The organism is Paraburkholderia acidicola (genome assembly GCF_002362315.1).
GTDB classification, from domain to species: domain Bacteria; phylum Pseudomonadota; class Gammaproteobacteria; order Burkholderiales; family Burkholderiaceae; genus Paraburkholderia; species Paraburkholderia acidicola.
Window position 1 is genome coordinate 194,794 of the sequence record NZ_MTZV01000006.1, and the last position, 23,668, is coordinate 218,461.

The following is a 23,668-nucleotide window of genomic DNA, read 5'->3' on the forward strand; positions in this document are numbered from 1 at the left end:
CAACCGATCGTCAGAAAAGCAATCAGCAAGGGACCCGTCACATGAGCCGCTATTCGATATTCAGTCTGTTTCGCAACGGGTTGTCGTATCACGAGAACTGGGAGCGTCAGTGGAGGAGCCCCGAGCCGAAACGCGAATACGACGTGGTGATCGTCGGTGGCGGCGGGCATGGGCTTGCTACTGCCTACTACCTCGCGAAAGAGCACGGCGTGCGCAACATCGCGATTCTCGAGAAAGGCTGGATCGGCGGCGGCAATACGGCGCGCAACACGACGATCGTGCGTTCCAATTACCTGTGGGATGAATCGGCGGCGCTGTACGAGAAGGCGATGAAGCTGTGGGAAGGGCTCTCGCAGGACCTCAACTACAACGTGATGTTCAGCCAGCGCGGTGTGATGAATCTCGCGCACACGTTGCAGGATGTGCGCGATACCGAGCGCCGCGTGAATGCGAACCGGCTCAACGGTGTCGATGCCGAATTCCTCACGCCCGAGCAGATCAAGGCCATCGAGCCGACGATCAATCTGAACAGCCGCTACCCGGTGCTCGGCGCATCGATCCAGCGGCGCGCGGGCGTTGCGCGTCACGATGCGGTTGCATGGGGTTTTGCGCGCGGTGCGGATCAACACGGTGTCGACATCATCCAGAACTGCCAGGTCACCGGCATTCGCCGCGAAGGCGGCGCGGTGATCGGTGTCGATACGGTGAAGGGTTTTATCAAGGCGAAGAAAGTCGCGGTCGTCGCGGCGGGCAACACGTCGACGCTCGCCGATATGGCGGGCATTCGCCTGCCGCTCGAAAGCCATCCGCTGCAGGCACTCGTGTCCGAGCCGATCAAGCCGGTCGTCAACACCGTGATCATGTCGAACGCGGTGCATGCATACATCAGCCAGTCCGACAAGGGCGATCTCGTGATCGGCGCAGGCGTCGACCAGTACACGGGCTTTGGTCAGCGCGGCAGTTTCAACATCATCGAGGGCACGCTGCAGGCCATTGTCGAAATGTTTCCGGTGTTCTCGCGCGTGCGCATGAACCGGCAGTGGGGTGGCATCGTCGATGTGTCGCCGGATGCGTGCCCGATTATCAGCAAGACCGATGTGAAGGGCCTCTATTTCAACTGCGGCTGGGGCACCGGTGGTTTCAAGGCGACGCCGGGCTCCGGCTGGGTGTTCGCGCACACGATCGCGAAGGATGAGCCGCATCCGCTGAACGCGCCGTTCTCGCTCGATCGTTTCTATACCGGCCACCTGATCGACGAACACGGCGCGGCCGCAGTCGCGCACTAACCCCACGCACAACGGAGATAACCACATGTTGCTGATCGAATGCCCGTGGTGCGGACCGCGCGCCGAATCCGAATTTTCCTGCGGCGGCGAGGCCGATATCGCTCGTCCGCTCGATACCGATGCCCTCACCGACAAACAGTGGGGCGACTACCTGTTCATGCGCAAGAACCCGCGCGGCGTGCATCGCGAGCAATGGCTGCATACGCAGGGTTGCCGTCGCTGGTTCATGGCGACGCGCGACACCGTGTCGTACGCATTCCAGGGCTATGAAACCTTCGACCGGCCCGCGCCGGCCAGCACCCCCAGCGAGGGCAATTCCTGATGAGCCAGAAAGACCGCCTCGGCGCCGGTGGGCGCATCAACCGCGCAATTCCGCTGACCTTCACGTTCAACGGCCGCACGTATCAGGGTTTTCAGGGCGATACGCTGGCGTCCGCGCTGCTTGCGAACGGCGTGCATTTCGTCGCGCGTAGCTTCAAGTATCACCGGCCGCGCGGCATTGTGACCGCGGGTGTCGAGGAACCGAATGCAGTGGTCCAACTCGAGCGCGGTGCTTACACGGTACCCAATGCGCGCGCCACCGAGGTCGAGCTCTACCAGGGGCTCGTCGCGACCAGCGTGAACGCGGAGCCGAGCCTCGAACACGATCGCATGGCGATCAACCAGAAGTTTTCGCGCTTTCTGCCCGCGGGCTTCTACTACAAGACGTTCATGTGGCCGCGCAAATGGTGGCCGAAGTACGAAGAGAAGATTCGCGAAGCAGCGGGCCTCGGCAAGGCGCCCGACACGCTCGATGCCGATCGCTACGACAAGTGCTACGCGCATTGCGACGTGCTCGTCGTGGGCGGTGGGCCGACGGGTCTCGCGGCGGCGCATGCGGCCGGTATCGCGGGTGCACGCGTGATTCTCGTCGACGATCAACGCGAACTGGGTGGCAGCCTGTTGTCGTGCCGCGCGGAAATCGATGGACGTTCCGCGCTGCAATGGGTCGAGAAAATCGAAGCGGAACTGTCGCGTCTGCCCGATGTGAAGATACTGAGCCGCAGCACCGCGTTCGGTTATCAGGACCACAACCTCGTCACCGTGACGCAGCGTCTGACCGATCATCTGCCGGTGTCGATGCGCAAGGGTTCGCGCGAACTGCTGTGGAAGATCCGTGCGAAACGCGTGATTCTCGCGACCGGCGCGCACGAACGTCCGATCGTGTTCGGCAACAACGATCTGCCGGGTGTGATGCTCGCATCGGCGGTATCGACCTATGTGCATCGCTACGGCGTGTTGCCGGGCCGCACGGCGGTGGTGTTCACGAACAACGACGACGGCTATCAATGCGCGCTCGATCTGAAGGCGTGCGGTGCGAACGTGACCGTGATTGACCCGCGGCCGCAAGGCAACGGTGCGTTGCCCGGTGCTGCGCGCCGGCATGGGGTGAAGGTGCTCAACGAGCAGGTCGTGACAGCGGCGCAGGGCAAGCTGCGGGTTGCGTCGGTGGAAGTCGCCGCTTATGAGAACGGCAAGGTCGGCGCACGCGAGGCCGATGTACCGTGCGATCTGCTCGCGATGTCGGGCGGCTGGAGCCCCGTGCTGCACCTGTTCGCGCAGTCGGGAGGCAAGGCGCACTGGAATGACGACAAGGCGTGCTTCGTACCGGGCAAGGCCGCGCAGGCCGAATCGAGTATCGGTGCGGCGGCCGGGGAATTCAGTCTTGCACGTGGGTTGCGGTTCGCCGTCGATGCTGGCGTAGAAGCCGCGAAGTCGACCGGTTTCGATGCACCGCGTCCGCAGGCGCCGCAAGCTGCGGACATTGCTGAGGCACCGTTGTTGCCGCTGTGGCTCGTCGGTAGTCGTGAGGCGGCGCCGCGCGGTCCGAAGCAGTTCGTCGATTTCCAGAACGACGTGTCGGCCGCCGATATCCTGCTCGCGGCCCGCGAAGGCTTCGAATCCGTCGAACACGTCAAGCGTTACACGGCGATGGGTTTCGGCACCGATCAGGGCAAGCTCGGCAACATCAACGGGATGGGGATTCTCGCCGATGCGCTCGGCAAGACAATTCCCGAAACCGGTACGACCACCTTCCGTCCGAACTACACGCCGGTCACGTTCGGCACGTTTGCAGGCCGCGAACTGGGCGATCTGCTCGATCCGATCCGCAAGACCTGCATCCACGAATGGCACGTCGAACACGGCGCGGCTTTCGAGGATGTCGGTAACTGGAAGCGTCCGTGGTACTACCCGCAAGGGGGCGAGGACCTGCATGCAGCGGTCGCACGCGAATGCCTCGCGGTGCGCAACAGCGTCGGCATCCTCGATGCGTCGACGCTCGGCAAGATCGATATTCAGGGCCCCGATGCGGCGCAACTGCTGAACTGGGTCTACACAAACCCGTGGAGCAAGCTCGAAGTCGGCAAGTGCCGTTACGGCCTGATGCTCGATGAAAACGGCATGGTGTTCGACGACGGCGTGACCGTGCGTCTCGCCGACCAGCACTACATGATGACCACGACGACGGGCGGTGCCGCGCGTGTGCTGACCTGGCTCGAACGCTGGCTGCAGACCGAATGGCCGAACCTGAAAGTGCGGCTCGCATCGGTCACCGATCATTGGGCGACGTTCGCCGTGGTCGGGCCGAAGAGCCGCAAGGTTCTGCAGAAAGTGTGTAGCGACATCGACTTTGCGAACGCCGCGTTTCCGTTTATGACGTATCGCGAAGGCACAGTAGCCGGTGTGGCCGCGCGCGTGATGCGTATCAGCTTCTCGGGCGAACTGGCCTATGAAGTGAACGTGCCGGCCAATCTCGGTCGCGCGGTGTGGGAAGCGTTGATGGCCGCGGGCGCCGAATTCGACATCACGCCATACGGCACGGAAACGATGCACGTGCTGCGCGCGGAGAAGGGCTACATCATCGTCGGCCAGGACACCGACGGTTCGATCACGCCGCACGATCTCGGTATGGGCGGGCTCGTCGCGAAGTCGAAGGACTTTCTCGGCCGGCGCTCGCTGGCGCGTTCCGATACGGCGAAGGCGGGGCGCAAGCAACTTGTCGGGCTGCTTACCGACGATGCGCAATACGTGATTCCGGAGGGCAGCCAGATCGTCGCCGGGCCGTTCCAGGGCGCTACCGCACCGATGCTCGGGCACGTGACGTCGAGCTACTACTCTCCGATCCTGAAGCGTTCGATTGCACTGGCAGTCATAAAGGGCGGCCTCGACAAGATGGGCGAGAGCGTGACGATTCCGCTCGTGAGCGGCAAGCAGATCGCAGCGAAGATCGCGAGCCCGGTTTTCTACGACACCGAAGGAGTCCGTCAACATGTGGAATGAAACCAGAAGCAATGCGCCGGGCGCCGCTGCGGCGATTGTGCAGGCGGAGTCGCCGCTCGTCGGGGTCGGCGATCTGTTGAAGAAGCATCAGGCAGGCGCCGCGAAGAAGTTTCGGCTCGAGGAACGGCCGTTTCGCGATCTCGTGAATCTGCGCGGAGATGCGAGCGATGCCGCGTTCGTCAACGCGGTGGAAAGCGTCACGGGTTGCCGGCTGCCCGTCAAACCGAATACCGTCGTGCGCGGCAACGGCTACGACGTGCTGTGGCTCGGCCCGGACGAGTGGCTCGTGCGTTCGCAACAGCAACAGGCGGCGACGCTCGAAGGCAAGCTCGCTGCAGCGCTGGCGGGGCAGTTCGCTACGGCGGTCGATATCGGCAGTGGGTATACCGTGCTGGAGATTAGCGGCGAGAAGGTGCGTGAGGTGATTGCGCGCGGCTGTCCGCTCGATCTGCATCCGCGCGAGTTCGCGCCGGGGCAGTGTGCGCAGAGCCACTACTTCAAGGCGTCGATCGTGCTGATTCCGGTGGCTGATACGACCTATGAACTGGTTATACGTCGCAGTTTCGCTGACTACTTCGTGCGCATCATGCTCGACGCGGCTGAGCCGCTGATGTCATGAAGCCTTTTGATGCACCGGTCGCCGCGTTTGCCGCGCCTTTGGTAGAGAGACAGGGGCGCGGCTGGCGCGTGTTCGTCGACGAGCTGATTGTCGCGACACGCGTGGGCATCCATCCGCACGAGCACGTTGCAGCCCAATCGATCTCCCTCGATGCGAGCCTCGTGTATCGCTGCGAGCCGTCGGAAACCGGCGCGCACGGACTGATCGACTACGAGCGGTATTGCGAGCGCGTAACGGCGTTTCTGTCGACGAAGCCGCATACAAGAACGCTGGAGACGCTGGCCGTCGAACTTGCAGTGCTGTCGTTCGGCGAGTGGCCCGCGCTCGATGCGTTGACGCTCGCGTTGCACAAGCCGAAGATTCGCGAGGGCACGCGCCGTATCGGCGTCGAACTCGACTGGACCCGCGCCGACTACGATGCGTGGTTGGTCCGTGCCGGTGCGCCGGGCGTGGCGAGCTGAGCGGCGCAAAGTCCAGGCACCCCCCAGGCGCCACTCATCGACGATGCCGCGCGCCCACACCTCCGAACTCGTCAAACGCGCCTACGATGCCGGCGATGCGCAGGCCGCGATTGCACTGCTTGAGCAAAGTATGGCGTTGGGTCATCGGCGGATTGCGCTGATCCGCTATTTGCAGGCAGAGCATCTGCATGCACCGCTCGATACGCGGTATCACGACTATGTGCGCGATATCGCGGCGAGGATGAGCGCCGCGACGCTGGCGCGTGTGGTCGGCGAAGCGCGAACGCGCGCAAGGCGCGCTCACGATCCTGTTGATGCTTCCATTCGCGACTTCGCTCACGATCCTGTTACTGGGCACGCGGACTGATCGCGGCATGCCACGGTGCGCGCAGCTGGTGCCTGGTGTTGCACGAGCAGACGCAACACTTCGCTCACGATCCCGTTGCCGGACACGCGGACTGATCGCGACATGCCACGGCCACGGCACGTGCAGCTGGTGCCTGACGCTGCCCAGGCAGACGCACTACGCCCGTAGTCAAGGCTGTACCCGCGAGTATCACGCCACAACCGATCGCCATCGCCACCGTGAAGGTTTCACCGAGAAAGAGCGCGCCCCACAGCACACCGAACGCGGGAATCAGGAACAGCGCCGTCATCGCGCGGGACGGTCCGACACTGGCGATCAGCCGGAAGAACAGCACGTAGGCAAACGCGGTGCAAGCGAGTGCGAGCGCGAACAGCGCCGCCCACGCGTGCGGTGCCGGTGCGGTTGCGGGCCACAGCGAAATGGCAGGCACTGCAAGCACGACCGCCGATACGATCTGGCTACCCGTCGCAACCGCGAGCGGCGAGACACCGCCAAGACGGCGCTTGCTGAAGTTCGCCGAGAAACCGTAGAGCAGGGTGGCCGCGAGACACGCGGCGATCGCGAGCGCGGTTGCATGCACCGCGGTATGCGTGGTGGCGTGTGCGCTCGCAATACCGTGCGCGGCGAGCGCGGTCTTGTCCCACACCAGCCACAACACGCCGGCAAAGCCGACGGCCAGACCGGCGACGCGCATGCCGCTCAACCGCTCGTTCAGCCAGAGCCACGCGATGACCGCCGTGAAGAGCGGTGTCGCCGCGGTAAATATCGACGAGAGCCCGGCGGGCAGCGTCAGCGCGGCGAAACTGAACAGCACGAAAGGCAGCGCCGAATTCGTGATGCCGACGAGCGCGATCGGCTTCCAGTGCGCGCGCAACTCGCGCAGGCCGCCTGCGCCACGCAGCGCGAGAAGCGGCGTCAGCAGCAGCGCGGCGAGGGCGGCACGTGCGCCAGCGAGCGGCACGGCGCCGAACTGGCCCGCGCCCATGCGAATGAACAGATACGACGCGCCCCATAGCGCGGCGAGCGAAATCAGCGTGGCTAGATCGGACCGTTTCATGGCAGTGCTCCCTGGTATCTGGATTTCAGCTGCGGGTAGTTTTGGTGCGGCTGGCAGGTGCGGCCGGCTCAACTCCGGCCAGCAACGGCAGCTTGCTGCACAGGACTGCCCGGCTTCGTGTAGACATCATCGACGCCTTCATACACGCGCTGCGTGGCGGGGCGGGTGCGGATCGACTCATACCAGCGCTGCAGGTTCGGAAAATCACGCAGATCCTGACCGTGCGGTGCGTGCGGCACGATCCACGGGTAGCACGCGATGTCGGCGATCGAGTAGCTATCGCCGGCAATGAACGTGCGGCCGGCGAGGCGCGTATCGAGCACCCGATACAGGCGCGCAGTTTCTTTCGTGTAGCGGTCGATCGCGAACGGCACGCGTTCGTTCGCATAGACACGGAAGTAGCCGCTCTGGCCGGCCATCGGACCGAGCCCCGCCATCTGCCAGAACAGCCACTGCAGGATCTCAACGCGCTCAGCCGCCGATGAACCGAGCAGACGCTCCGACTTTTCCGCGAGATACAGCAGGATCGCGCCCGACTCGAAGACCGGCAGCGGTCCGCCGGCGGCGGGTGCGGTTCCGGCGGCGGGCGCGTGGTCGACGATCGCGGGGATCTTGTTGTTCGGCGAGATGGCGAGAAAGGCGGGCGCGAATTGCTCGCCTTTGCTGAGACTCACCGGGACGACGCGATACGGCAAGCCGGTTTCTTCGAGGAACAGCCGGACCTTGAGACCGTTCGGCGTCGGGGAGAAGTAAAGATCGATCATGAGCAACCTCGTGTCAGCTGGAACAGGAAAGCTTGCGCGGTAGGAGCAGAATAGGCATTCTTCTGGTATGTATAAAGCACCATAAATGAGGAATTTTATGGAACCAGAACCGACGGCGGCGGGGTCTTCCTCGATGCCGTCTTCCCCCTTCGAATTCCCGCTGGAACTGCCATCACGCGATTCCCGCAACCTGCTGCGCGAACTGCACCGGCAACTGCGTACGGCGATTCTGGACGGCCGGCTCAAGCCGGGTCTGCGTCTACCGGCCACCCGGGCGTTCGCCGAAGCGTGCGGTGTATCGCGCAATACGGCGATTGCCGCCTACGACCTGCTGCTCAGCGAGGGTTATCTGGTCACGCGTCGCAAGGCCGGCACCTATGTGGCGGAGGTGCTGCCGCAGCCGGCTGCCCGGGCGCCAGTAAGCGCTCAGCCACGGCCGCAGTCGGTTCGACAGGGCGACCCACGCCTGAACGCCTACTGGCGCACAGCGCCGGCACCGTATGTGCCGATGCCGGCGCCCGCGCCACGCGATTTCCAGTTCGGCGTCCCGGAGAAGCAGTTTTTCCGCTTCGATATCTGGCAGCGACTGTCGAGCCGGGCCACCCGGGCGCTAGCAAAAGCACCTGCCATCTATTCGGACGCCCAGGGGCGCACCGCGCTGCGCGAAGCGATTGCGGCGCACGTTGCGTTTGCGCGCGCGGTGGCGTGCCGGGCGGACGACGTCATCGTCACCGCTGGTGCGCAACAGGCCTTCGACCTGCTGGCGCGGATTCTGGTCACGCCGGGCCGCACCACGGTCGCCGTCGAGGACCCAGGCTATCCGCCGATGCGCGCCGCCTTCGCGCTGGCCGGCGCGCGCGTGGTGCCGGTGCCGGTCGATGAGGAAGGGTTGATCGTCGATCGCTTGCCCGCCGATGCGCGGATTGTCTGCGTGACGCCGTCGCACCAGTTTCCGCTCGGCACGGCGATGTCGATGCGCCGCCGCACCGCGTTGCTCGAGTTCGCGCAGACGCACGGCGCGGTGATCATCGAGGACGACTACGACGGCGAATTCCGTCTTGGCGCACGGCCGCTCGATGCGCTACAGACACTCGACCGCACCGCCTCGGTGTTCTACGTCGGAACGTTCTCGAAGAGCCTGTTTCCGGCGCTGCGGCTCGGTTATGTCGTCGCACCGGCGTGGGCGCAGGGGCCGCTGATCTCGCTCAGGCAGCACGCCGAATGGCATCCGGCGGTGCTGCCGCAGGACACGCTCGCGGCGTTCATCGCCGAAGGGCATCTGGCGCGCCACGTGCGCAAGATGCGCGAAATCTATGGGATGCGGCGGCGGGTGCTGCTGGAGTGTCTGCAGCGTGACTTCTCCGGCTCGCTCGAACCGATTGCGTCGGATGCCGGTTTGCATCTGGCGGCGTTCGCGAAAGTGGAGCAGCACGAAATCGAACGCATGCTGAAGCGCGTGCGCGACAAGGGTGTGCGCTTCGAATCGCTCGGTGCGTATTACGCGGGGAGCAATGCGCGCAGCGGGATCGGTTTTGGGTACGGCGGGGTGGATGAAGCAGGGATCCGCGAGGGGCTCGCGATTCTGCGCGATGTGTGGCGCGCGGGATGATAGCTGGTGACAGGGCGCGCGTTACATCGCGCGCCCCGCTTCACGCGCTTACGGCAGCGAGATGGTGAGATTGGCCGACTGCGGCCCAAGCTGCACCACCTGCGAATACGGCGCCAGTGTGTGCTGCGTCGAGTCGCGCAGATACGTGTTCAGGCCCAGGTACGCCAGCAAGGCGACCAGCGCGAACACCGCGCCGATGGCCCAGATCGGTACTTCGCGCTTCAGACGGTGCGCGACCTGGTCGGGCAGTGCCCAGTGCGGAGCGAACGCTGCGCGCTTGCCCTTCATGCGCGCGATTTCGTCGCCGAGCCGACCGGTCAGATAAGCAAGTTTCTCGGGTCCTTCGAGCAGATATTTGCCCTGGAAGCCCAGCAGCAGACACATATGGAATACCTCGAGCGACTGCAGGCGCGCAGCGCCCTGTGCGCGGCATTCCTCGAGGTAGTGATAGAACTTCTCACCGGCAAGCTGCTCGCCGAACAGCACGAGTTGCAACGGACGGCGTTCCCACTCGGTGCGGATCTTGAACGACGACGACAGTACCGATTCGTCGATGGCCGCGCAGAACGCAAACTTCGACGCGTAGACGTCTTCGGCCGCGACGTTCAGTTTTTTCGCGCCGCGCTCGAAGTCGCCGAGAAACTGCTGGATGCGCGACGTGAACTCGCCGGCGTCACCGGGCTCGCGGCCGTTCTTCAACAGGAACAGCATGAAGAAACCGTCGTACAGCAGATCGAGCAGCGAGCGCACCTGATAGCTGGGTTCGCTCAGCGGGGCCGACGACGGGCTGGGGGATGGCGGATTGGCGTCGCCAAACAGGGAGGGCGCGTGGCTCATGATGTGACCGCGATCAGTTCGAGTTTGAGATCGTTAATACCGGACGGCGCGTAGATCATCGCCGACTGGGCCTGCAGCATGCGGTCATACAGCGCGCCGCGCGTTTCGAACGAGAAATAGCATGCACCCGGGCGCACGGGAATGGCGGGGGGCACCTGTGGTGTGTAGACGAGCCGCACGCCCGGCATGGCCGACAACACCAGCTTGTCGACGTCGTCGGGTGCGCCGACCTTGAAGCGCGCCGGTACGGCTTCGACGAGCTCGACGGTCGGCATGTTCGCCGACACGGCGATATAGAACATCGTCTTGTCGTCGATCTTGCCGGAGTCGAGACGACCGACGTGGAACGACGGACGCACTTCATCGAGGGCGATCGCGAAGTAGCGCGTCGAGATCACGGTTTCGAGCAGATCGCGCAGGATCGTGTCGAGACGCGCGAAGCCTGGGCCAGGATCGTCGTGCCGGTACGGCGGCAGATCGGCGAGCGCGTAGCCTTTCGAGAAGGTCATCAACTGGCCGGCGAGGCGCAGCAGTTCCTGGAACAGTCGCTCCGGATGCAGGCCCGCGTGCTGATACAGATGCGCAAGCGATGCGAAAGCCGCGCTCGCGGTGTGCAGCAGCCAGAACGACGCGATGTCGCCGGAACGGAATTCGATGATGTTCTTGGTCGGCTCGCGGTGAAAACCGTACAGCGCATTGACCTTGGCCTGCAGTGCGTCGATCAGCTGGCGCAGCCGTTGATGCAGGATCGGCGATGCGTCGATCGCGAGGCACGGCGGCACGAAAGTCTCATCGAGTTCGAAACCCGAGGTCGCGGTGCGGCGCACGCGCACGAGCGGCACCGACAGCAACTGGTCGCGCGGCTCGCTGTGCGCGAGCAGCTTGACGCTGGTTTTCAGGAACGTGATGTCGGCTTCGGCGGCGTCGGTGAAGTGATCGGCGACCGGCGACTGCTCGCTCACATAGCGCGACACGAACCCCGCGTTCTGATCGGCCGAATAATTCGCACCGGTCTCGCGCAACGGATGCAGCGCCAGATAGAACGTGAATTCGTTGATGCCGTCGGGCAGTGTGTCGAGCGCGATGGGCGGTGGCAGGTCGTCTGCCTGCGGCGCGGAGTAGAGCGCGCCGTCGGGGAACACCAGCGACAGCTCGCTCACGCGCAGCACGTTACTACCGAGCGCGTCGCGATCGAAGCGCACCGAGCGCACGCCCCAGTTGTACGGCTGGATCGCCTGGATCGATTCGAACAGGCGCGCCTCGTGATAGGCGTCCTGCCGCTGAAAATGCTGCGGCCTTAGAAAAAGGCCTTCCCCCCAGAGCACCTTAGCTGAATAACTCATGTCAAACCTGTTATATGCGTCGGGCGAACCGCAGATCCATACAAAGCAACCTTGAATCGCCAAAGACTGTTAAATGACATTTGAGCGACATCCATCACATCGATCCTGTCGCCCCTTATAGGTCCTTTAACCGCAACTGACCGATGAAAGCAGATTCAGCGGTTGTGCGGGCAATCCCTGTTCAGGCGGGATCACGGTGCCGTTGGTTACGGTCATTGCGCAGTTATGCAGGCCAATCATTATGCCGGATTTCTCCGACTTCGCAGGATCGAAAGCGAATTTCCAGCGTTGTAGCGCCGGAGCGCGAAACAGGGCGACGACGCCATAACCCTGCGCCTCGCGCGGGATCTTCTCGGTCACGGTGTAGTGCTGGCCCGGAATCAGCGTCACCTCACGCACACTGATCAGATCTGCACCCAGGGTGGCCTTTTCCTTGTCGGGGTCAGTGAACAGGTCGAACGGCGCCTGCAGGAATGAGGTCGGGTCCTTCAGCGTATACAGCCGCACGACCAGCGCGAGCGGCTTGTTGTCGTTCGCGGCGTTCAGGTTCGGCGCGGCGTAGAGCGTCAGGGCCACATTGCGCGGCGGCTTTTGCGCATCGGGCACATCGGGCTTGGTGAGACCGGTGGCCTGCATGACAGCCGATGCCGCGCTGCCCAGTAACGGCACTGCGGCTGCACAACCGGCGAGTACCACGCACGCGGAAAGAATCGCTGTATAACGGATAAAACGCGAATTCATTTATACCAGCTGGCTTTGCGCCGGCCGCCCCTGTGAAAGCGTTAAGGAAAGTCAAATTGGAACGCACCGTTTTCATGCAAAGCGCATCGAACAGACCGTTACCCCATAAAGAATTCGGAAATTTTTTCCGTGTCCGGCATTTGTCTTGTTTCGACGCCGGAAACTATTTCTTCTTGGCATCGAGACATAACCGGCATACGATTTTTCTGATCCACTGCGACTTCACACGAAAGTTGAATTATCAAAAATTGGCCTGTACTATACCCGCGCACTTCAAGCAAAGCAAAACTCCGGTTTTTCCTTGAATTAAAAAATCGCAAGTCGGTGAAAAACGATGAAACAGAGACTCTTTTTAAAACTATCTGGTGTTGTAGTAGCGTGTGGCGTGATTGCAGGCTGCGCAACACAGGGAAACAACGTTGCACCGACACCGGAGGCTTTTAATAAGAGCCTGGCGGATGCCGATACGGTCGCGAAGGGCGGCGACCAGGATCGCGCAATGGCGCTTTATCAGGGATTGGCCAAGGCCGACCCGACCCGTGAAGAACCATGGTCGCGAATTGCACAGATCCAGTTCACGCAGGGGCATTATGGGCAGGCGATCGTCGCTGCGCAGGAAGCACTGCAGCGCGATCAGACCGACCGGCAGGCGAAGAGCGTGCTGGCCGTGGCCGGGCTGAGAGTGGCAACCCAGTCGCTCGGCGAGTTGCGGCAGGATGCGTCGCTGGCCGGCGATGCGAAGTCGGATGCCCAGGCGCTCGCGAAGGAACTGCGCGACACGCTCGGCGAGGCTTCGCTGTTCCCGCCTGAAGTCGTCGACAAGCCGGTCCGCAAGCCGCGCAAGTATGTCCGCAAGGTGGCGAAGCCCACGGACGCCGCCGCGGCCACCCCGGGCGCAACGCCAGGCACCACGCCGGCGGGCACTACTGCCGCCGCGGCTGTCGTTACCGCGCCGACGCCGCCTGCAGCGATTCCCGCAATCCCGAAACCGCCTGCTCCGCCGCCTGCAGCTGCGAAAGCGCAAGGTGCTGCATCAGATCCTTTCAGTGCGCTGCGTTGAGTTTCGTCTTATCTATCGCTGATATCACACGCTAGTTTTTCTTGCATCTGGGGAGCCGACGATGGCGAAGAAAGAAAGTATTCAAAAGCGCTTGCAAAAAGTGCGCCCGCCGCGCGTTCAATTGACTTATGAGGTTGAACGTGGCGATGCGATCGAAATCAAGGAACTGCCGTTCGTCGTCGGTGTGGTTGCCGACCTCGCGGGGCAGTCCGAGGTCGAGCAACCGAAATTGCGGGACCGCAAGTTCGTGAATATCGACCGCGACAATTTCGATGACGTGATGAAAGGCATCGAGCCGCGTGCGGCGTTCCAGGTGGAAAACCGGCTGGCCGGAGGCGGTAGCAAGTTCGCTGTGGACCTGCGCTTCCATTCACTCGCCGATTTCAACCCGGACGAAGTCGTCTCGCAGATCGAGCCGCTGCAGCGCCTGCTCGACGCGCGTTCGAAGCTCGCGGACCTGCGTAACAAGCTTGCCGGCAACGACAAGCTCGAAGACCTGCTGAGCGAGGTTCTGACCAATACGCAGCAACTGCAGACGCTCAAGGGCGACAGCAGCGTGGGCGAACCGCACGACGGCAAGCCGGACAATGACAAGCAGGGCGAATAGCCACGGGGTGTGAGATGAATCAGCAGACAGCTGCAAATCAGGCAGCGGGCGCACCGGAGGCCAGCGCAGCGACTTCGTTGCTCGATGACATCGTCGAGAAGAGCAAGGTCGCGAAATCCGATTCCGAACATGCGCGCGCGAAGGATCTGATCGGCGAACTCGTGCATCAGGTGCTGGAAGGCACCGTCGTCGTGTCCGACAACCTGTCGGCGACGATCGATGCGCGCGTGGCCGAACTCGACCGGCTGATTTCCGACCAGTTGAGCGCGGTCATGCATGCGCCGCAATTCCAGAAGCTGGAAAGCACGTGGCGCGGGCTCGACTACCTGTGCAAGGAAAGCAATACCGGCGCGACGGTGAAGATCAAGGTGATCCACGCACCGAAGCGCGACCTCGTGCGTGACTTCAAGAACGCGATTGAATTCGATCAGAGCGCGCTCTTCAAGAAGGTCTACGAAGAAGAGTTCGGCACGTTCGGCGGCGCACCGTTCGGCGCGCTGGTCGGCGACTTCGAAATTACGCGTCAGCCGGAAGACGTCTATTTCATCGAGCAGATGGCGCACGTCGCGGCTGCCGCGCATGCACCGTTCATCGCCTCGGCTTCGCCGGAACTGATCGGACTCGAGACCTTTGCCGATCTGGGCAAGCCGCGCGATCTCGGCAAGGTGTTCGACACCGTCGAATACGCGAAGTGGAAGTCGTTCCGCGACTCCGAAGATTCGCGCTATGTCGGTCTCACGCTGCCGCGCTATCTCGGTCGTCTGCCGTTCAATCCGAAAGACGGCGCCACGGCGGAAGGCTTCAATTTCGTCGAGGACGTGGACGGCACCGATCACAGCAAGTACCTGTGGTGTAACGCCGCGTGGGCATTCGCTGCGCGCCTGACCGCTGCATTCGACGATTTCGGCTGGTGTGCGGCGATTCGCGGCGTGGAAGGCGGCGGTCTGGTTGAAGACCTGCCCACCCACACGTTCAAGACCGACGACGGCGAAGTGGCGCTGAAGTGCCCGACCGAAATCGCGATCACCGACCGGCGCGAAAAGGAACTGGCCGATCTCGGCTTCATCCCGCTCGTCCATTGCAAGAACTCGGACTATGCAGCGTTCTTCGCCGCACAGTCCGCGCAAAAACCGAAGAAGTACAGCACCGATAGCGCGAACGCGAACGCCGTACTGTCCGCGCAGCTGCAGTACATTTTCTCGGTGTCGCGTGTGGCTCATTACCTGAAGGCGATGATGCGCGACAAGATCGGCAGTTTTGCGTCCGCGCAGAACGTCGAGGTGTTTCTCAACCGCTGGATTTCACAGTACGTGCTACTCGACGACAACGCGCCGCAAGAGCAGAAAGCACAGTTTCCGTTGCGTGAAGCGTCGATCCAGGTCTCGGAGATTCCGGGCAAGCCTGGTTCGTATCGTTCGGTGGCATTCCTGCGTCCGCACTTCCAGCTCGACGAGTTGTCGATTTCGCTGCGCCTCGTCGCGGATCTGCCGAAGCCGGCCGGCTCTTGAGATTCAAACGAAGTCAAAAATGCCCGGGCTTCCCGGGCTTGCTGTAGAAACCACCTATCTGGGGAGTTGAAGCATCATGGCCAACAAGGACATCTATCTCAAGTTCGGCAGTCCGGCGATTCAGGGCGAATCGGCGGATAAGGATCACGGTAAGTGGATCGAGTGCACCTCATGGAGCCACTCGATTCTGCAACCGCGTTCCGCCACGACTTCGTCGTCGGGCGGCGGCACGTCCGAGCGCTGCGAACACAGCGACATGCGCTTCACGAAAGAAATGGATCTGGTCAGCCCGCTGCTGTATCAGCATGCGTCGGGTGGCACGACATTCGATGAGGTGACGGTCGACTTCATGCGCGCCGACGGTGAAGGCAAGCGCGTCAAGTACCTGCAGCTCAAGATGAAGTACGTGATCATCTCGAGCGTCACGCCGTCCGTCGTGGGTGAAGGCCTGCCGACGGAAGAGTTTTCGCTGAAGTACGCTGCTGTGCAGTGGACGTACACGCAGCAGAACGTCGGCGGTGGCCAGGGCGGTAACGTACAAGGCGCGTGGAGCCTGACGAAGAACGACAAGACCTACGCTGTCTGATGGTTCGGGCGGCCACCGCGCGTGTTGTTGCGCGCAGGTGGCCGCCTGCTGGTCGCTCGGGGTCCATCAGGCGGTCCGCAAGACTCTGCATGGCAACTCTCTCGAGGCGACATGATGCAGCACCACCGGTTCTACCCTTCCCGATGAAGCGATTCGAACCGAGTTTTCTCGACAAGCTGTTCGACGATGAACCGCATTTGCCCGCTTCTCCGGCCATGCGGCAATTGTCGCTGGAAGAATTGAAGGCAACGGTCGCGCGCGATGTCGAAGCGATTCTGAATACGCGCATCGCCTTGACCGAGCATGAACTCCTGGCGCTGCCGGAGTGCCGCAAATCGGTGTTGACCTATGGATTGAACGACTTTGCAGGGCTGAGCCTTGCGAGTCACTACGACCGCACGTTCATTTGCAAGTCGATCCAGGCGGCGATCGAGCGACATGAACCGCGCCTGCAGCAGGTGGCGGTGACGCTCGAAATGAGCCAGCAGTCGACCAATGCGCTGAATTTCGCCATTCAGGCGTTACTGGTTGTGCATCCGGCGGAAGAGCCGGTGAGTTTCGATGCGATGCTGCAGCCGTCGACGCTGCAGTATTCGGTGACGCGCGCACGCGCGAAGCTTTAATTCCGCTGCTTGTCGGGACGCGCCACGGCAGCGGCGGCGAGATCGACCGGGAAGTATCGGGGAGTTCGGGGACGATTGATGGAAGAACTGCTGCCGTATTACGAGCGCGAATTATCTTTCCTGCGGCGTTATTCGCGCGATTTTGCTGAACGATATCCGAAGATCGCGGCGCGTCTCGCCATGTCCGGCGAGCACTGCGAGGACCCGCACGTCGAGCGGATGATCGAATCGTTTGCGCTGCTCGGCGCCCGCATCAACAAGAAGCTCGACGACGATTACCCCGAGTTCACCCAGGCGTTGCTCGAGGTCCTGTACCCGCATTATCTGCGGCCGTTTCCTTCGTGTTCGATTGCGCAGCTCGGCACCGCTGCCGCGTTCAGCCATCTGACCGAACCCGCCACCATCGAGCGCGGCACCGAATTCAAGTCACGCCCGATTCGCGGTGTGCAATGCCGTTTCCGTACTGCCTACGACGTCACGCTCGCGCCGATCCGGATTTCGGAGGCGAAGTACACGTCGGTGGCGATGGCGCCGAGCGCGACCGTGCTGCCCGGCAACGCCACCGCGATCGTGTCGGTGACGTTCGAGTCGACCTCGCCGCAGCTCGATCTCGGCGCGATGAAAATCGACCAGCTGCGCGCCTATCTGCACGGCGAGCAGTCGTTTATCGCCGCGCTGTCCGACTGCCTGTTCGTCAACGGGCTCGCGGCCTATGTGGAAGGCGACCGGCGCGGCGTGTGGACCGCGTTGCGCACGCTGCCTTTCGCCCAGGTCGGCTACAGCGAAGAAGACGCGCTGATCGATTACCCGGCGAAGTCACACCCGGCGTACCGGCTGCTGACTGAATACTTCGCGTTCCCCGACAAGTTCAACTTCGTCGATTTCGATCTGCCCGCGATGACGCGCGCAAGCGGCCGCTGCCAGCGGCTCACGCTGCACATCGTGTTGAAGGAAGTGCGCAGCGACTCGCACGTCGCGCGGCTGCTCGACGGCCTCGCGGCGCATCATATGCGGCTCTTCTGCACGCCGGTCGTCAACCTGTTCAAGCAGCACGGCGAGCCGGTGCGCGTCAGTCATCAGGCCATTTCGTATCCGGTCATCGCGGAATCGCGGCGCGCGTTTGCGTACGAGGTCTATTCGATCGACTCGGTGCAACTCGTGCGACAGCAGGCGCACGAAGAAACGGTAATCGAATTCCGGCCGTTCTATTCGCTGCATCACGGCGAGGCGGCGCGCATGGGCCACTACTGGTTCTCGCGGCGCAACGACTGGGTGGCGCAGAAAAGTCCTGGCTACGAGACCGAGATTTCGATCGTCGATATCGACTTCGAACCGTCGTCGCCGCAAACCGATACGCTGAGCATCGAGCTGACCTGCACGAATCGCGACCTGCCGGCGAGTCTGGCAGTTGGCCTTGAAGGCGGCGATCTGTTTCTCGAAGGCGGCTCGCTGACCGGCAGCATTTCGATGCTGCGCCGGCCGACGCCGAGCGTGCACTTCGAACGCGGCCGCGCCGCGCATTGGCGCCTGATCTCGCATCTCGCGCTCAATCATGTCTCGCTCGCGAGCAACGGTCTGGCCGCGCTGAAGGAAATGCTCGTGCTTTACGATCTGCGGCGCACGGCGGTGTCGGCGCGCTATATCGATGGCATCACTGGCATCGAACAGCATGCGGCCGTGCAGTGGCTGCCCGGCAAGCCGTTCGCCACGTTTGTACGCGGCATTGAAATCCGCCTGACGATCGATGAAGAACATTTTGTCGGCACGAGTCTTGGCGCGTTCGTGCGGGTCATCGATACGTTTTTCGGTCTCTACGTCCATCTGAACAGCTTTGTGCAACTGGTCGTGCTGTCGAAGCGCACCGGCGAGGAAATTCTGCGATGCAAACCCCGCAGCGGCGAATCGATCCTGGCGTAATCGAGCGTCTGCTCGACGAGCCGCACCGCTTCGAGTTCTTCCAGGCGGTGCGGTTGCTCGAACGCTGGTTTACCGACGGCGACACCTCGCTGCGTCCAGGCGATGTCGTGGCCCGGCGAATCGGCTTTCGCAACTCGATCTCGCTTGGCTTTCCGCCGAGCGAGATCGAGAGCACGCTGCCGTACGACGACGAGGGTGTAGCGCTCAAGGAAAAGGCGCAACGCAGCGCGGCGCTCGACGACGATAAAGTGCAACGCGTCGATCTGACGCCCGCGTTCTTCGGTTTGCTCGGCGGGCAGGGCGCGTTGCCGCTGCACTACACCGAGCAGATCGTTGCGCGCGAGTATCTGAAGCGCGACCGAGCGGCGCGCGAATTCTTCGACGTCTTTTCGAACCGCGCGACGGCGCTCTTTTATGCGGCGTGGAAGAAGTACCGGCTACCGCTGCACTACGAGCTGGATCGCGACGAACGTTATCTGCCGCTACTGCTTTCGCTTGCAGGTGTCGCCAACGACGACTCGCGCGAAAGCCTGCAAGAAGGCACCGGCGCGCTGCTGGACGAAGCGATTGCCGGCTATGCGCTGGCCGCGCGGCACCGGCCGGTATCGGCGGCCTACCTGCAGCGCACGCTGTCCGATTACTTCAAGGTGCCGGTGCGGGTCGATCAGTTCGTCGGCAAATGGTACGACGTGCCGAAGGACCAGTTGACCGTGCTCGGCCAGGTGAACGCGCTGCTCGGCGCGACCGCGCTGGCGGGCGAGCGTGTCTGGCAGCGCGACATGCGGGCGCGGCTCGTGGTCGGTCCGCTGTCGAAGCGCGACTATGAAGCGTTTCTGCCCGGCGCGGAGTGCGCGGTGGCGCTTGAGCGCATGTTGACGCTGCTGGCCGGCGTCACGCTCGAATATGAAGTATCGCTGGTGCTGCGACGCGAGGAAGTTGGACCGAGCCATCTCGGCGCCGGCGCGCGGCTCGGCTGGGATGCGTTCCTCTGCACGCACGATGCTGATCGCGATCGCGCCGACGCACGCTACGAATTGCACGTCATACATTGACCGTCATTGACCCATAAGCGCTGAAACCCAGACCTGGATCGCACGACATGAGTACGCCGCTAAAAACCCTGATCGCGAAACTGAACACCACGAGCCGGCAGGCAGCCGAACGGGCCGCGAGCCTGTGTCTGTCGCGTGGCCACTACGAAGTCGATCTCGAGCATCTGCTGCTGACACTGCTCGACGAGCCGGCGAGTGACGTGTCGGTGGTGGTGAATGCCAGCCGCGTCGATGCGCACGCGTTGCGCGCCGATCTCGAGCACGAACTCGAGCGTGTGAAAACCGGCAACACGCGCACACCGGTCTTTTCCGTGCATCTGATCGCGCTGTTCGAACAGGCGTGGCTGATCGCTTCGCTCGATTCGCAGATCGGCCGCATTCGTTCCGGCCATCTGCTGCTCGCGCTCCTCACTGCACCCGATCTCGCGCAGTTTGCGCAGCGGATGTCGCCGCTGCTTGCGCGCATACGCGTCACCGACCTGAAGCACAAGTTCGACGAGTTGACGGCCAGTTCGTGCGAGGTGGAACGCAGCACCGAGGCGACGCCGGAGGGCGCCGCGCAGGATGCGGTCGACACACCGCAGCGAACCGTGTCGAAAACCCCCGCGCTCGATACCTACACGACCAACCTCACGCAGCGTGCCCGCGAAGGCAAGATCGATCCGGTGATCGGTCGCGAAGCCGAAATCCGCCAGTCCATCGACATCCTGATGCGGCGTCGCCAGAACAACCCGATCATGACCGGCGAGGCCGGTGTCGGTAAAACGGCGGTGGTCGAAGGGCTTGCGCTGCGCATCGCCGCCGACGACGTGCCCACGCCGCTGCGCGGCGTCGCGCTGCATGTGCTCGATATGGGGCTGTTGCAGGCCGGCGCGAGTGTGAAGGGCGAATTCGAAAACCGCCTGAAGAACGTGATCGACGAAGTGAAGAAGAGCGCGCATCCGATCATCCTGTTCATCGACGAGGCGCATACGATCATCGGTGCGGGCGGTCAGGCTGGCCAGAACGATGCAGCGAACCTGCTGAAGCCGGCACTCGCGCGTGGCGAATTGCGCACCATCGCCGCGACGACGTGGAGCGAATACAAGAAGTACTTCGAGAAGGACGCGGCGCTTGCGCGGCGCTTCCAGGTCGTGAAGATCGAAGAGCCGAGCGAGGCGCTGGCCGCCGCGATGCTGCGCGGTATGGCCGGACTGATGGAAAAACACTTCAACGTGCGCGTGCTCGACGATGCGATTACCGAGGCCGTGCGTCTGTCGCATCGCTATATCAGCGGACGTCAGCTGCCGGACAAGGCGATCAGCGTGCTCGACACCGCATGTGCAAAGGTTGCGCTCGCGCACGGTTCGACACCGGGTGCGATTGACGATACGAAGAAACGCATCGAGCGCATCGATGCGGAAATTGCTTCGCTCGAACGCGAGGCGGCGAGCGGTGCCACGCACGACGAACGGCTTGCCGAACTGCGCACGCGCCGTGAGGCCGATCTGCAGTCAGTTGCCACCGACGAAGCACGCTACGACAAGGAGCGTGCGCTGGTGACGGAAATCGGTACGTTGCGTGCCGACATCGACGCGGCGCGCGGTGGCAGTGCGGATGCCGAGCAGGCGCAGAAAGCGGAGACTGCCCGCGCCACATTGACAGAACGCGTGAACGAATTGCAGACGCTGCAGGCGGGCCAGCCGATGGTGCCGCTGCAGGTGGACGGCCACGTGGTTGCGGAAATCGTTGCATCGTGGACCGGCATTCCGCTCGGTCGGATGATCAAGGACGAGATTCAGACCGTGCTGAATCTGCAGACGCTGCTCGGTGCGCGCGTGATCGGCCAGGACCACGCACTCGAAGCGATCGCACAGCGCGTGCGGACCGCGAGTGCGAGCCTCGAAGACCCGAACAAGCCGCGCGGCGTGTTCATGTTCGTCGGCCCGTCGGGTGTCGGCAAGACCGAAACCGCGCTCGCACTCGCCGATATCCTGTACGGCGGCGAACGCAAGCTCATCACGATCAACATGAGCGAATACCAGGAAGCGCACAGCGTGTCGGGCCTGAAAGGCTCGCCGCCGGGCTATGTGGGCTACGGCGAGGGCGGCGTGTTGACCGAGGCCGTGCGGCGCAATCCGTATTCGGTTGTGTTGCTCGATGAAGTCGAGAAGGCGCACCCCGACGTGCTCGAGATGTTCTTCCAGGTGTTCGACAAAGGCGCCATGGACGACGCGGAAGGGCGCGAAATCGACTTCCGCAATACGCTGATCATCCTGACGTCGAACGTGGGTTCAACGGCGATCATGCAGGAGTGTCTGAACAAGAGCGCGGAAGAACTGCCCGACGCCGACGCGCTCACCGAGACGTTGCGCCCGCAACTGTACAAGGCGTTCAAGCCGGCATTTCTCGGCCGCATGAAGGTCGTGCCGTACTATCCGATTTCGGACGACGTGCTGGTCGAGATCATCGAACTGAAGCTCGACAGGATTCGCCGGCGCATCGAGGCGAATCACAAGGCGACGTTCGAATGGGACGATTCGCTGGTCGAGGCCGTGCTCGCGCGTTGCACCGAAGTCGATTCGGGGGCGCGTAACGTCGATCACATCCTGAACGGCACGCTGTTGCCCGAGATCGCGCAGGAGGTGCTCGAGCGGATCGCCGAGGGTGCGGCGATCGAGCGGATCACGGTGCGGGCCGATGAATCGGGCGCATTCGCTTACACGGTCGTCTGAATTAAACGCGACTTAGAACGCAACACAACGGATATCAACCGCTTTCGCCATGCTGACCGATCTTAACGCGCTGCTAGCGCCCATCAACGAGTCATCGCCGTGCGGCGACGATATGCTGTTCTCGTCCGACTTCGACGCGATCCAGAACGCGCGACGTTTCGAGGATGCGACGCTCGATCAGGGCGAATGGATCACCGACGTCAAGGAAGCCGACTGGTCGTTCGTCGTCGAGCGCAGTACCGATCTGCTGCAGACGAAGACGAAGGACTTGCGGCTCGCCGTCTGGCTCACCGAAGGCTGGGCGATCGAGGAGGGTGTGGCAGGCTTGACGCAGGGTTACGCGCTGCTCACGGGCCTGTGCGAACGCTTCTGGGAGCAGGTGCATCCGCTGCCTGAAGGCGACGATACCGAATACCGGCTCGGCAATGTCGGCTGGCTGGTGGGGCGCTCGGTGGAACTGCTGCGCGCAATGCCGCTGACCTCCGGCACGCGCTACAGCACGATCGACTGGGAAATGGCCACGCACGTCGCGCAGGCGGTGAAGCGCGATCCGGAAAACGCGGACGATATCGCGCGCGGCAAACCGTCGATCGAGCAGATCGATGCGGCCAAACGCATCACACCGGGGACGTTCTACCTGTCACTGCTGGCCGATCTGCGAGCGTTTGAAGCGGCGGTGCTCGACCTCGAGCAGGAACTGAATCGCCGCGCGGGTGACGCAGCGCCGAGCTTCCGCCAGATCAAGGAGGCTCAAGAGGCCGTTTATCGACTCGTCGAGCGGTTTGCGCGCGAAGTGGGTGTCGATCTCAACGCCGCGCCGAAAATCACGCATCCGTCCGATATCCCCGAACGTAGCGAACCGAGTTTCAAGACCCCGACGTTGCCGGAGGGAAACATGTCGACGCCGAGCGCGCACCCGCATACCGCAACACCGGCGGTCCCGCAGGCCGGAATCCAGACCCGCGCGCAGGCTGTCGACCAGTTGCGCGCCGTAGCGAAGTTCTTTCGTGCCACCGAGCCGCACAGCCCCGTCGCCTACCTGGCCGACAAGGCCGCGGAGTGGGCCGGCATGCCGCTCGACCAGTGGCTCTCGACGGTGGTGAAGGACGACGCGTCGCTCTCGCACATTCGCGAAATGCTCGGCGTGAAGCAAGCAGATGCAGGCGGCAGCTAATTGAATAACTGAGCAGTCTGAA

Annotated in this window: 21 protein-coding genes; 16 read left to right on the top strand and 5 right to left on the bottom strand. The window is 63.0% G+C overall.

All coding sequences use genetic code 11. From position 1 onward, the window contains the following. The first annotated feature begins 41 nt into the window (after nt 1–41). From BWP39_RS19895 to BWP39_RS19920, 6 genes are read left to right on the top strand one after another with little or no spacing between them, the layout of a single operon-like run. Entirely contained in the window at nt 42–1,286 is a 1,245-nt protein-coding gene (locus BWP39_RS19895) for a sarcosine oxidase subunit beta family protein (protein ID WP_091017935.1), read from the top strand. A 25-nt stretch (nt 1,287–1,311) separates the two neighbouring features. After that, the gene (locus tag BWP39_RS19900) at nt 1,312–1,608 is read left to right on the top strand and encodes a sarcosine oxidase subunit delta (RefSeq protein ID WP_096723320.1); all 297 of its coding nucleotides are present in this window, start codon (nt 1,312–1,314) and stop codon (nt 1,606–1,608) included. Further along, nucleotides 1,608–4,607: a sarcosine oxidase subunit alpha family protein gene (locus BWP39_RS19905; protein ID WP_096723322.1), complete on the top strand. Its 3,000-nt coding sequence runs from the start codon at nt 1,608–1,610 to the stop codon at nt 4,605–4,607. The genes BWP39_RS19900 and BWP39_RS19905 overlap by 1 nt, the downstream gene beginning before the upstream one ends. Beyond that, complete coding sequence (locus BWP39_RS19910; RefSeq protein ID WP_096723324.1) at nt 4,597–5,226, top strand: sarcosine oxidase subunit gamma; 630 nt, start codon at nt 4,597–4,599, stop codon at nt 5,224–5,226. The genes BWP39_RS19905 and BWP39_RS19910 overlap by 11 nt, the downstream gene beginning before the upstream one ends. After that, nucleotides 5,223–5,687, top strand: a complete 465-nt coding sequence (locus BWP39_RS19915; RefSeq protein ID WP_096723326.1) for a dihydroneopterin aldolase — start codon at nt 5,223–5,225, stop codon at nt 5,685–5,687. Before BWP39_RS19910 ends, BWP39_RS19915 begins: the two co-directional genes overlap by 4 nt. 43 nt (nt 5,688–5,730) lie before the next feature. Further along, nucleotides 5,731–6,054 (top strand): hypothetical protein, encoded by a 324-nt coding sequence (locus tag BWP39_RS19920; RefSeq protein ID WP_207556981.1) that lies wholly within the window; start codon nt 5,731–5,733, stop codon nt 6,052–6,054. Nucleotides 6,055–6,118: 64 nt separating this feature from the next. Here BWP39_RS19920 and BWP39_RS19925 read toward each other — a convergent pair whose 3' ends face one another. Further along, complete coding sequence (locus tag BWP39_RS19925; protein ID WP_096723328.1) at nt 6,119–7,111, bottom strand: DMT family transporter; 993 nt, start codon at nt 7,109–7,111, stop codon at nt 6,119–6,121. A 68-nt stretch (nt 7,112–7,179) separates the two neighbouring features. Further along, a complete protein-coding gene (locus tag BWP39_RS19930) occupies nt 7,180–7,875 on the bottom strand; it encodes a glutathione binding-like protein (protein ID WP_096723330.1) in 696 nt (231 codons plus the stop codon). A 97-nt stretch (nt 7,876–7,972) separates the two neighbouring features. On the opposite strand from BWP39_RS19930, the gene pdxR reads away from it, so the two are divergent. Further along, on the top strand, nt 7,973–9,484 hold the full coding sequence (pdxR, locus tag BWP39_RS19935; RefSeq protein ID WP_207556982.1) for a MocR-like pyridoxine biosynthesis transcription factor PdxR: 1,512 nt from the start codon (nt 7,973–7,975) through the stop codon (nt 9,482–9,484). A gap of 48 nt (nt 9,485–9,532) precedes the next feature. On the opposite strand, the gene icmH is transcribed toward pdxR, so the two are convergent. The 3 genes from icmH to tssJ form a co-directional block, all read right to left on the bottom strand. Beyond that, nucleotides 9,533–10,321 carry a type IVB secretion system protein IcmH/DotU gene (icmH, locus tag BWP39_RS19940; RefSeq protein ID WP_096723335.1) on the bottom strand — a complete coding sequence of 263 codons (789 nt, stop codon included), beginning with the start codon at nt 10,319–10,321 and terminating at the stop codon, nt 9,533–9,535. Further along, entirely contained in the window at nt 10,318–11,664 is a 1,347-nt protein-coding gene (tssK, locus tag BWP39_RS19945; RefSeq protein ID WP_096723337.1) for a type VI secretion system baseplate subunit TssK, read from the bottom strand. Before tssK ends, icmH begins: the two co-directional genes overlap by 4 nt. A 126-nt stretch (nt 11,665–11,790) precedes the next feature. Beyond that, nucleotides 11,791–12,405 carry a type VI secretion system lipoprotein TssJ gene (gene tssJ, locus BWP39_RS19950; protein ID WP_096723339.1) on the bottom strand — a complete coding sequence of 205 codons (615 nt, stop codon included), beginning with the start codon at nt 12,403–12,405 and terminating at the stop codon, nt 11,791–11,793. A 334-nt stretch (nt 12,406–12,739) separates the two neighbouring features. Here tssJ and BWP39_RS19955 point away from each other — a divergent pair, with 334 nt between their 5' ends. The 9 genes from BWP39_RS19955 (at nt 12,740) to tssA (ending at nt 23,646) form a co-directional block, all read left to right on the top strand. Beyond that, nucleotides 12,740–13,465 (top strand): tetratricopeptide repeat protein, encoded by a 726-nt coding sequence (locus BWP39_RS19955; protein ID WP_096723341.1) that lies wholly within the window; start codon nt 12,740–12,742, stop codon nt 13,463–13,465. Nucleotides 13,466–13,526: 61 nt separating this feature from the next. Continuing rightward, nucleotides 13,527–14,072, top strand: coding sequence for a type VI secretion system contractile sheath small subunit (gene tssB / locus BWP39_RS19960; RefSeq protein WP_096723343.1), 546 nt, complete (start codon nt 13,527–13,529; stop codon nt 14,070–14,072). 14 nt (nt 14,073–14,086) lie between these two features. Continuing rightward, nucleotides 14,087–15,580: a type VI secretion system contractile sheath large subunit gene (tssC, locus tag BWP39_RS19965; protein WP_096723345.1), complete on the top strand. Its 1,494-nt coding sequence runs from the start codon at nt 14,087–14,089 to the stop codon at nt 15,578–15,580. Between the two features lie 76 nt (nt 15,581–15,656). After that, nucleotides 15,657–16,166, top strand: coding sequence for an Hcp family type VI secretion system effector (locus tag BWP39_RS19970; RefSeq protein ID WP_096723347.1), 510 nt, complete (start codon nt 15,657–15,659; stop codon nt 16,164–16,166). A 143-nt stretch (nt 16,167–16,309) separates the two neighbouring features. Next, the gene (gene tssE / locus BWP39_RS19975) at nt 16,310–16,789 is read left to right on the top strand and encodes a type VI secretion system baseplate subunit TssE (protein WP_091017970.1); all 480 of its coding nucleotides are present in this window, start codon (nt 16,310–16,312) and stop codon (nt 16,787–16,789) included. Nucleotides 16,790–16,867: 78 nt separating this feature from the next. Continuing rightward, complete coding sequence (gene tssF / locus BWP39_RS19980; protein ID WP_096723349.1) at nt 16,868–18,706, top strand: type VI secretion system baseplate subunit TssF; 1,839 nt, start codon at nt 16,868–16,870, stop codon at nt 18,704–18,706. Beyond that, nucleotides 18,670–19,758, top strand: coding sequence for a type VI secretion system baseplate subunit TssG (gene tssG, locus BWP39_RS19985; protein WP_096723351.1), 1,089 nt, complete (start codon nt 18,670–18,672; stop codon nt 19,756–19,758). The genes tssF and tssG overlap by 37 nt, the downstream gene beginning before the upstream one ends. 47 nt (nt 19,759–19,805) lie before the next feature. Next, nucleotides 19,806–22,472 carry a type VI secretion system ATPase TssH gene (gene tssH / locus BWP39_RS19990; RefSeq protein ID WP_096723354.1) on the top strand — a complete coding sequence of 889 codons (2,667 nt, stop codon included), beginning with the start codon at nt 19,806–19,808 and terminating at the stop codon, nt 22,470–22,472. Between the two features lie 49 nt (nt 22,473–22,521). Continuing rightward, nucleotides 22,522–23,646, top strand: coding sequence for a type VI secretion system protein TssA (gene tssA, locus BWP39_RS19995; RefSeq protein ID WP_096723356.1), 1,125 nt, complete (start codon nt 22,522–22,524; stop codon nt 23,644–23,646). Nucleotides 23,647–23,668 lie beyond the last annotated feature (22 nt).

Excerpts from the sequence above, each read along its gene's own strand:
- tssF (WP_096723349.1), top strand. The coding sequence starts at position 16,868 with ATGGAAGAACTGCTGCCGTATTACGAGCGCGAATTATCTTTCCTGCGG.
- BWP39_RS19955 (WP_096723341.1), top strand. The coding sequence starts at position 12,740 with ATGAAACAGAGACTCTTTTTAAAACTATCTGGTGTTGTAGTAGCGTGT.
- BWP39_RS19925 (WP_096723328.1), bottom strand. The coding sequence starts at position 7,111 with ATGAAACGGTCCGATCTAGCCACGCTGATTTCGCTCGCCGCGCTATGG.
- BWP39_RS19900 (WP_096723320.1), top strand. The coding sequence starts at position 1,312 with ATGTTGCTGATCGAATGCCCGTGGTGCGGACCGCGCGCCGAATCCGAA.
- BWP39_RS19920 (WP_207556981.1), top strand. The coding sequence starts at position 5,731 with ATGCCGCGCGCCCACACCTCCGAACTCGTCAAACGCGCCTACGATGCC.
- tssK (WP_096723337.1), bottom strand. The coding sequence starts at position 11,664 with ATGAGTTATTCAGCTAAGGTGCTCTGGGGGGAAGGCCTTTTTCTAAGG.
- tssJ (WP_096723339.1), bottom strand. The coding sequence starts at position 12,405 with ATGAATTCGCGTTTTATCCGTTATACAGCGATTCTTTCCGCGTGCGTG.
- tssH (WP_096723354.1), top strand. The coding sequence starts at position 19,806 with ATGAGTACGCCGCTAAAAACCCTGATCGCGAAACTGAACACCACGAGC.
- BWP39_RS19910 (WP_096723324.1), top strand. The coding sequence starts at position 4,597 with ATGTGGAATGAAACCAGAAGCAATGCGCCGGGCGCCGCTGCGGCGATT.
- BWP39_RS19915 (WP_096723326.1), top strand. The coding sequence starts at position 5,223 with ATGAAGCCTTTTGATGCACCGGTCGCCGCGTTTGCCGCGCCTTTGGTA.
- pdxR (WP_207556982.1), top strand. The coding sequence starts at position 7,973 with ATGGAACCAGAACCGACGGCGGCGGGGTCTTCCTCGATGCCGTCTTCC.
- icmH (WP_096723335.1), bottom strand. The coding sequence starts at position 10,321 with ATGAGCCACGCGCCCTCCCTGTTTGGCGACGCCAATCCGCCATCCCCC.
- BWP39_RS19970 (WP_096723347.1), top strand. The coding sequence starts at position 15,657 with ATGGCCAACAAGGACATCTATCTCAAGTTCGGCAGTCCGGCGATTCAG.
- BWP39_RS19895 (WP_091017935.1), top strand. The coding sequence starts at position 42 with ATGAGCCGCTATTCGATATTCAGTCTGTTTCGCAACGGGTTGTCGTAT.
- BWP39_RS19930 (WP_096723330.1), bottom strand. The coding sequence starts at position 7,875 with ATGATCGATCTTTACTTCTCCCCGACGCCGAACGGTCTCAAGGTCCGG.
- tssC (WP_096723345.1), top strand. The coding sequence starts at position 14,087 with ATGAATCAGCAGACAGCTGCAAATCAGGCAGCGGGCGCACCGGAGGCC.
- BWP39_RS19905 (WP_096723322.1), top strand. The coding sequence starts at position 1,608 with ATGAGCCAGAAAGACCGCCTCGGCGCCGGTGGGCGCATCAACCGCGCA.
- tssE (WP_091017970.1), top strand. The coding sequence starts at position 16,310 with ATGAAGCGATTCGAACCGAGTTTTCTCGACAAGCTGTTCGACGATGAA.
- tssG (WP_096723351.1), top strand. The coding sequence starts at position 18,670 with ATGCAAACCCCGCAGCGGCGAATCGATCCTGGCGTAATCGAGCGTCTG.
- tssA (WP_096723356.1), top strand. The coding sequence starts at position 22,522 with ATGCTGACCGATCTTAACGCGCTGCTAGCGCCCATCAACGAGTCATCG.
- tssB (WP_096723343.1), top strand. The coding sequence starts at position 13,527 with ATGGCGAAGAAAGAAAGTATTCAAAAGCGCTTGCAAAAAGTGCGCCCG.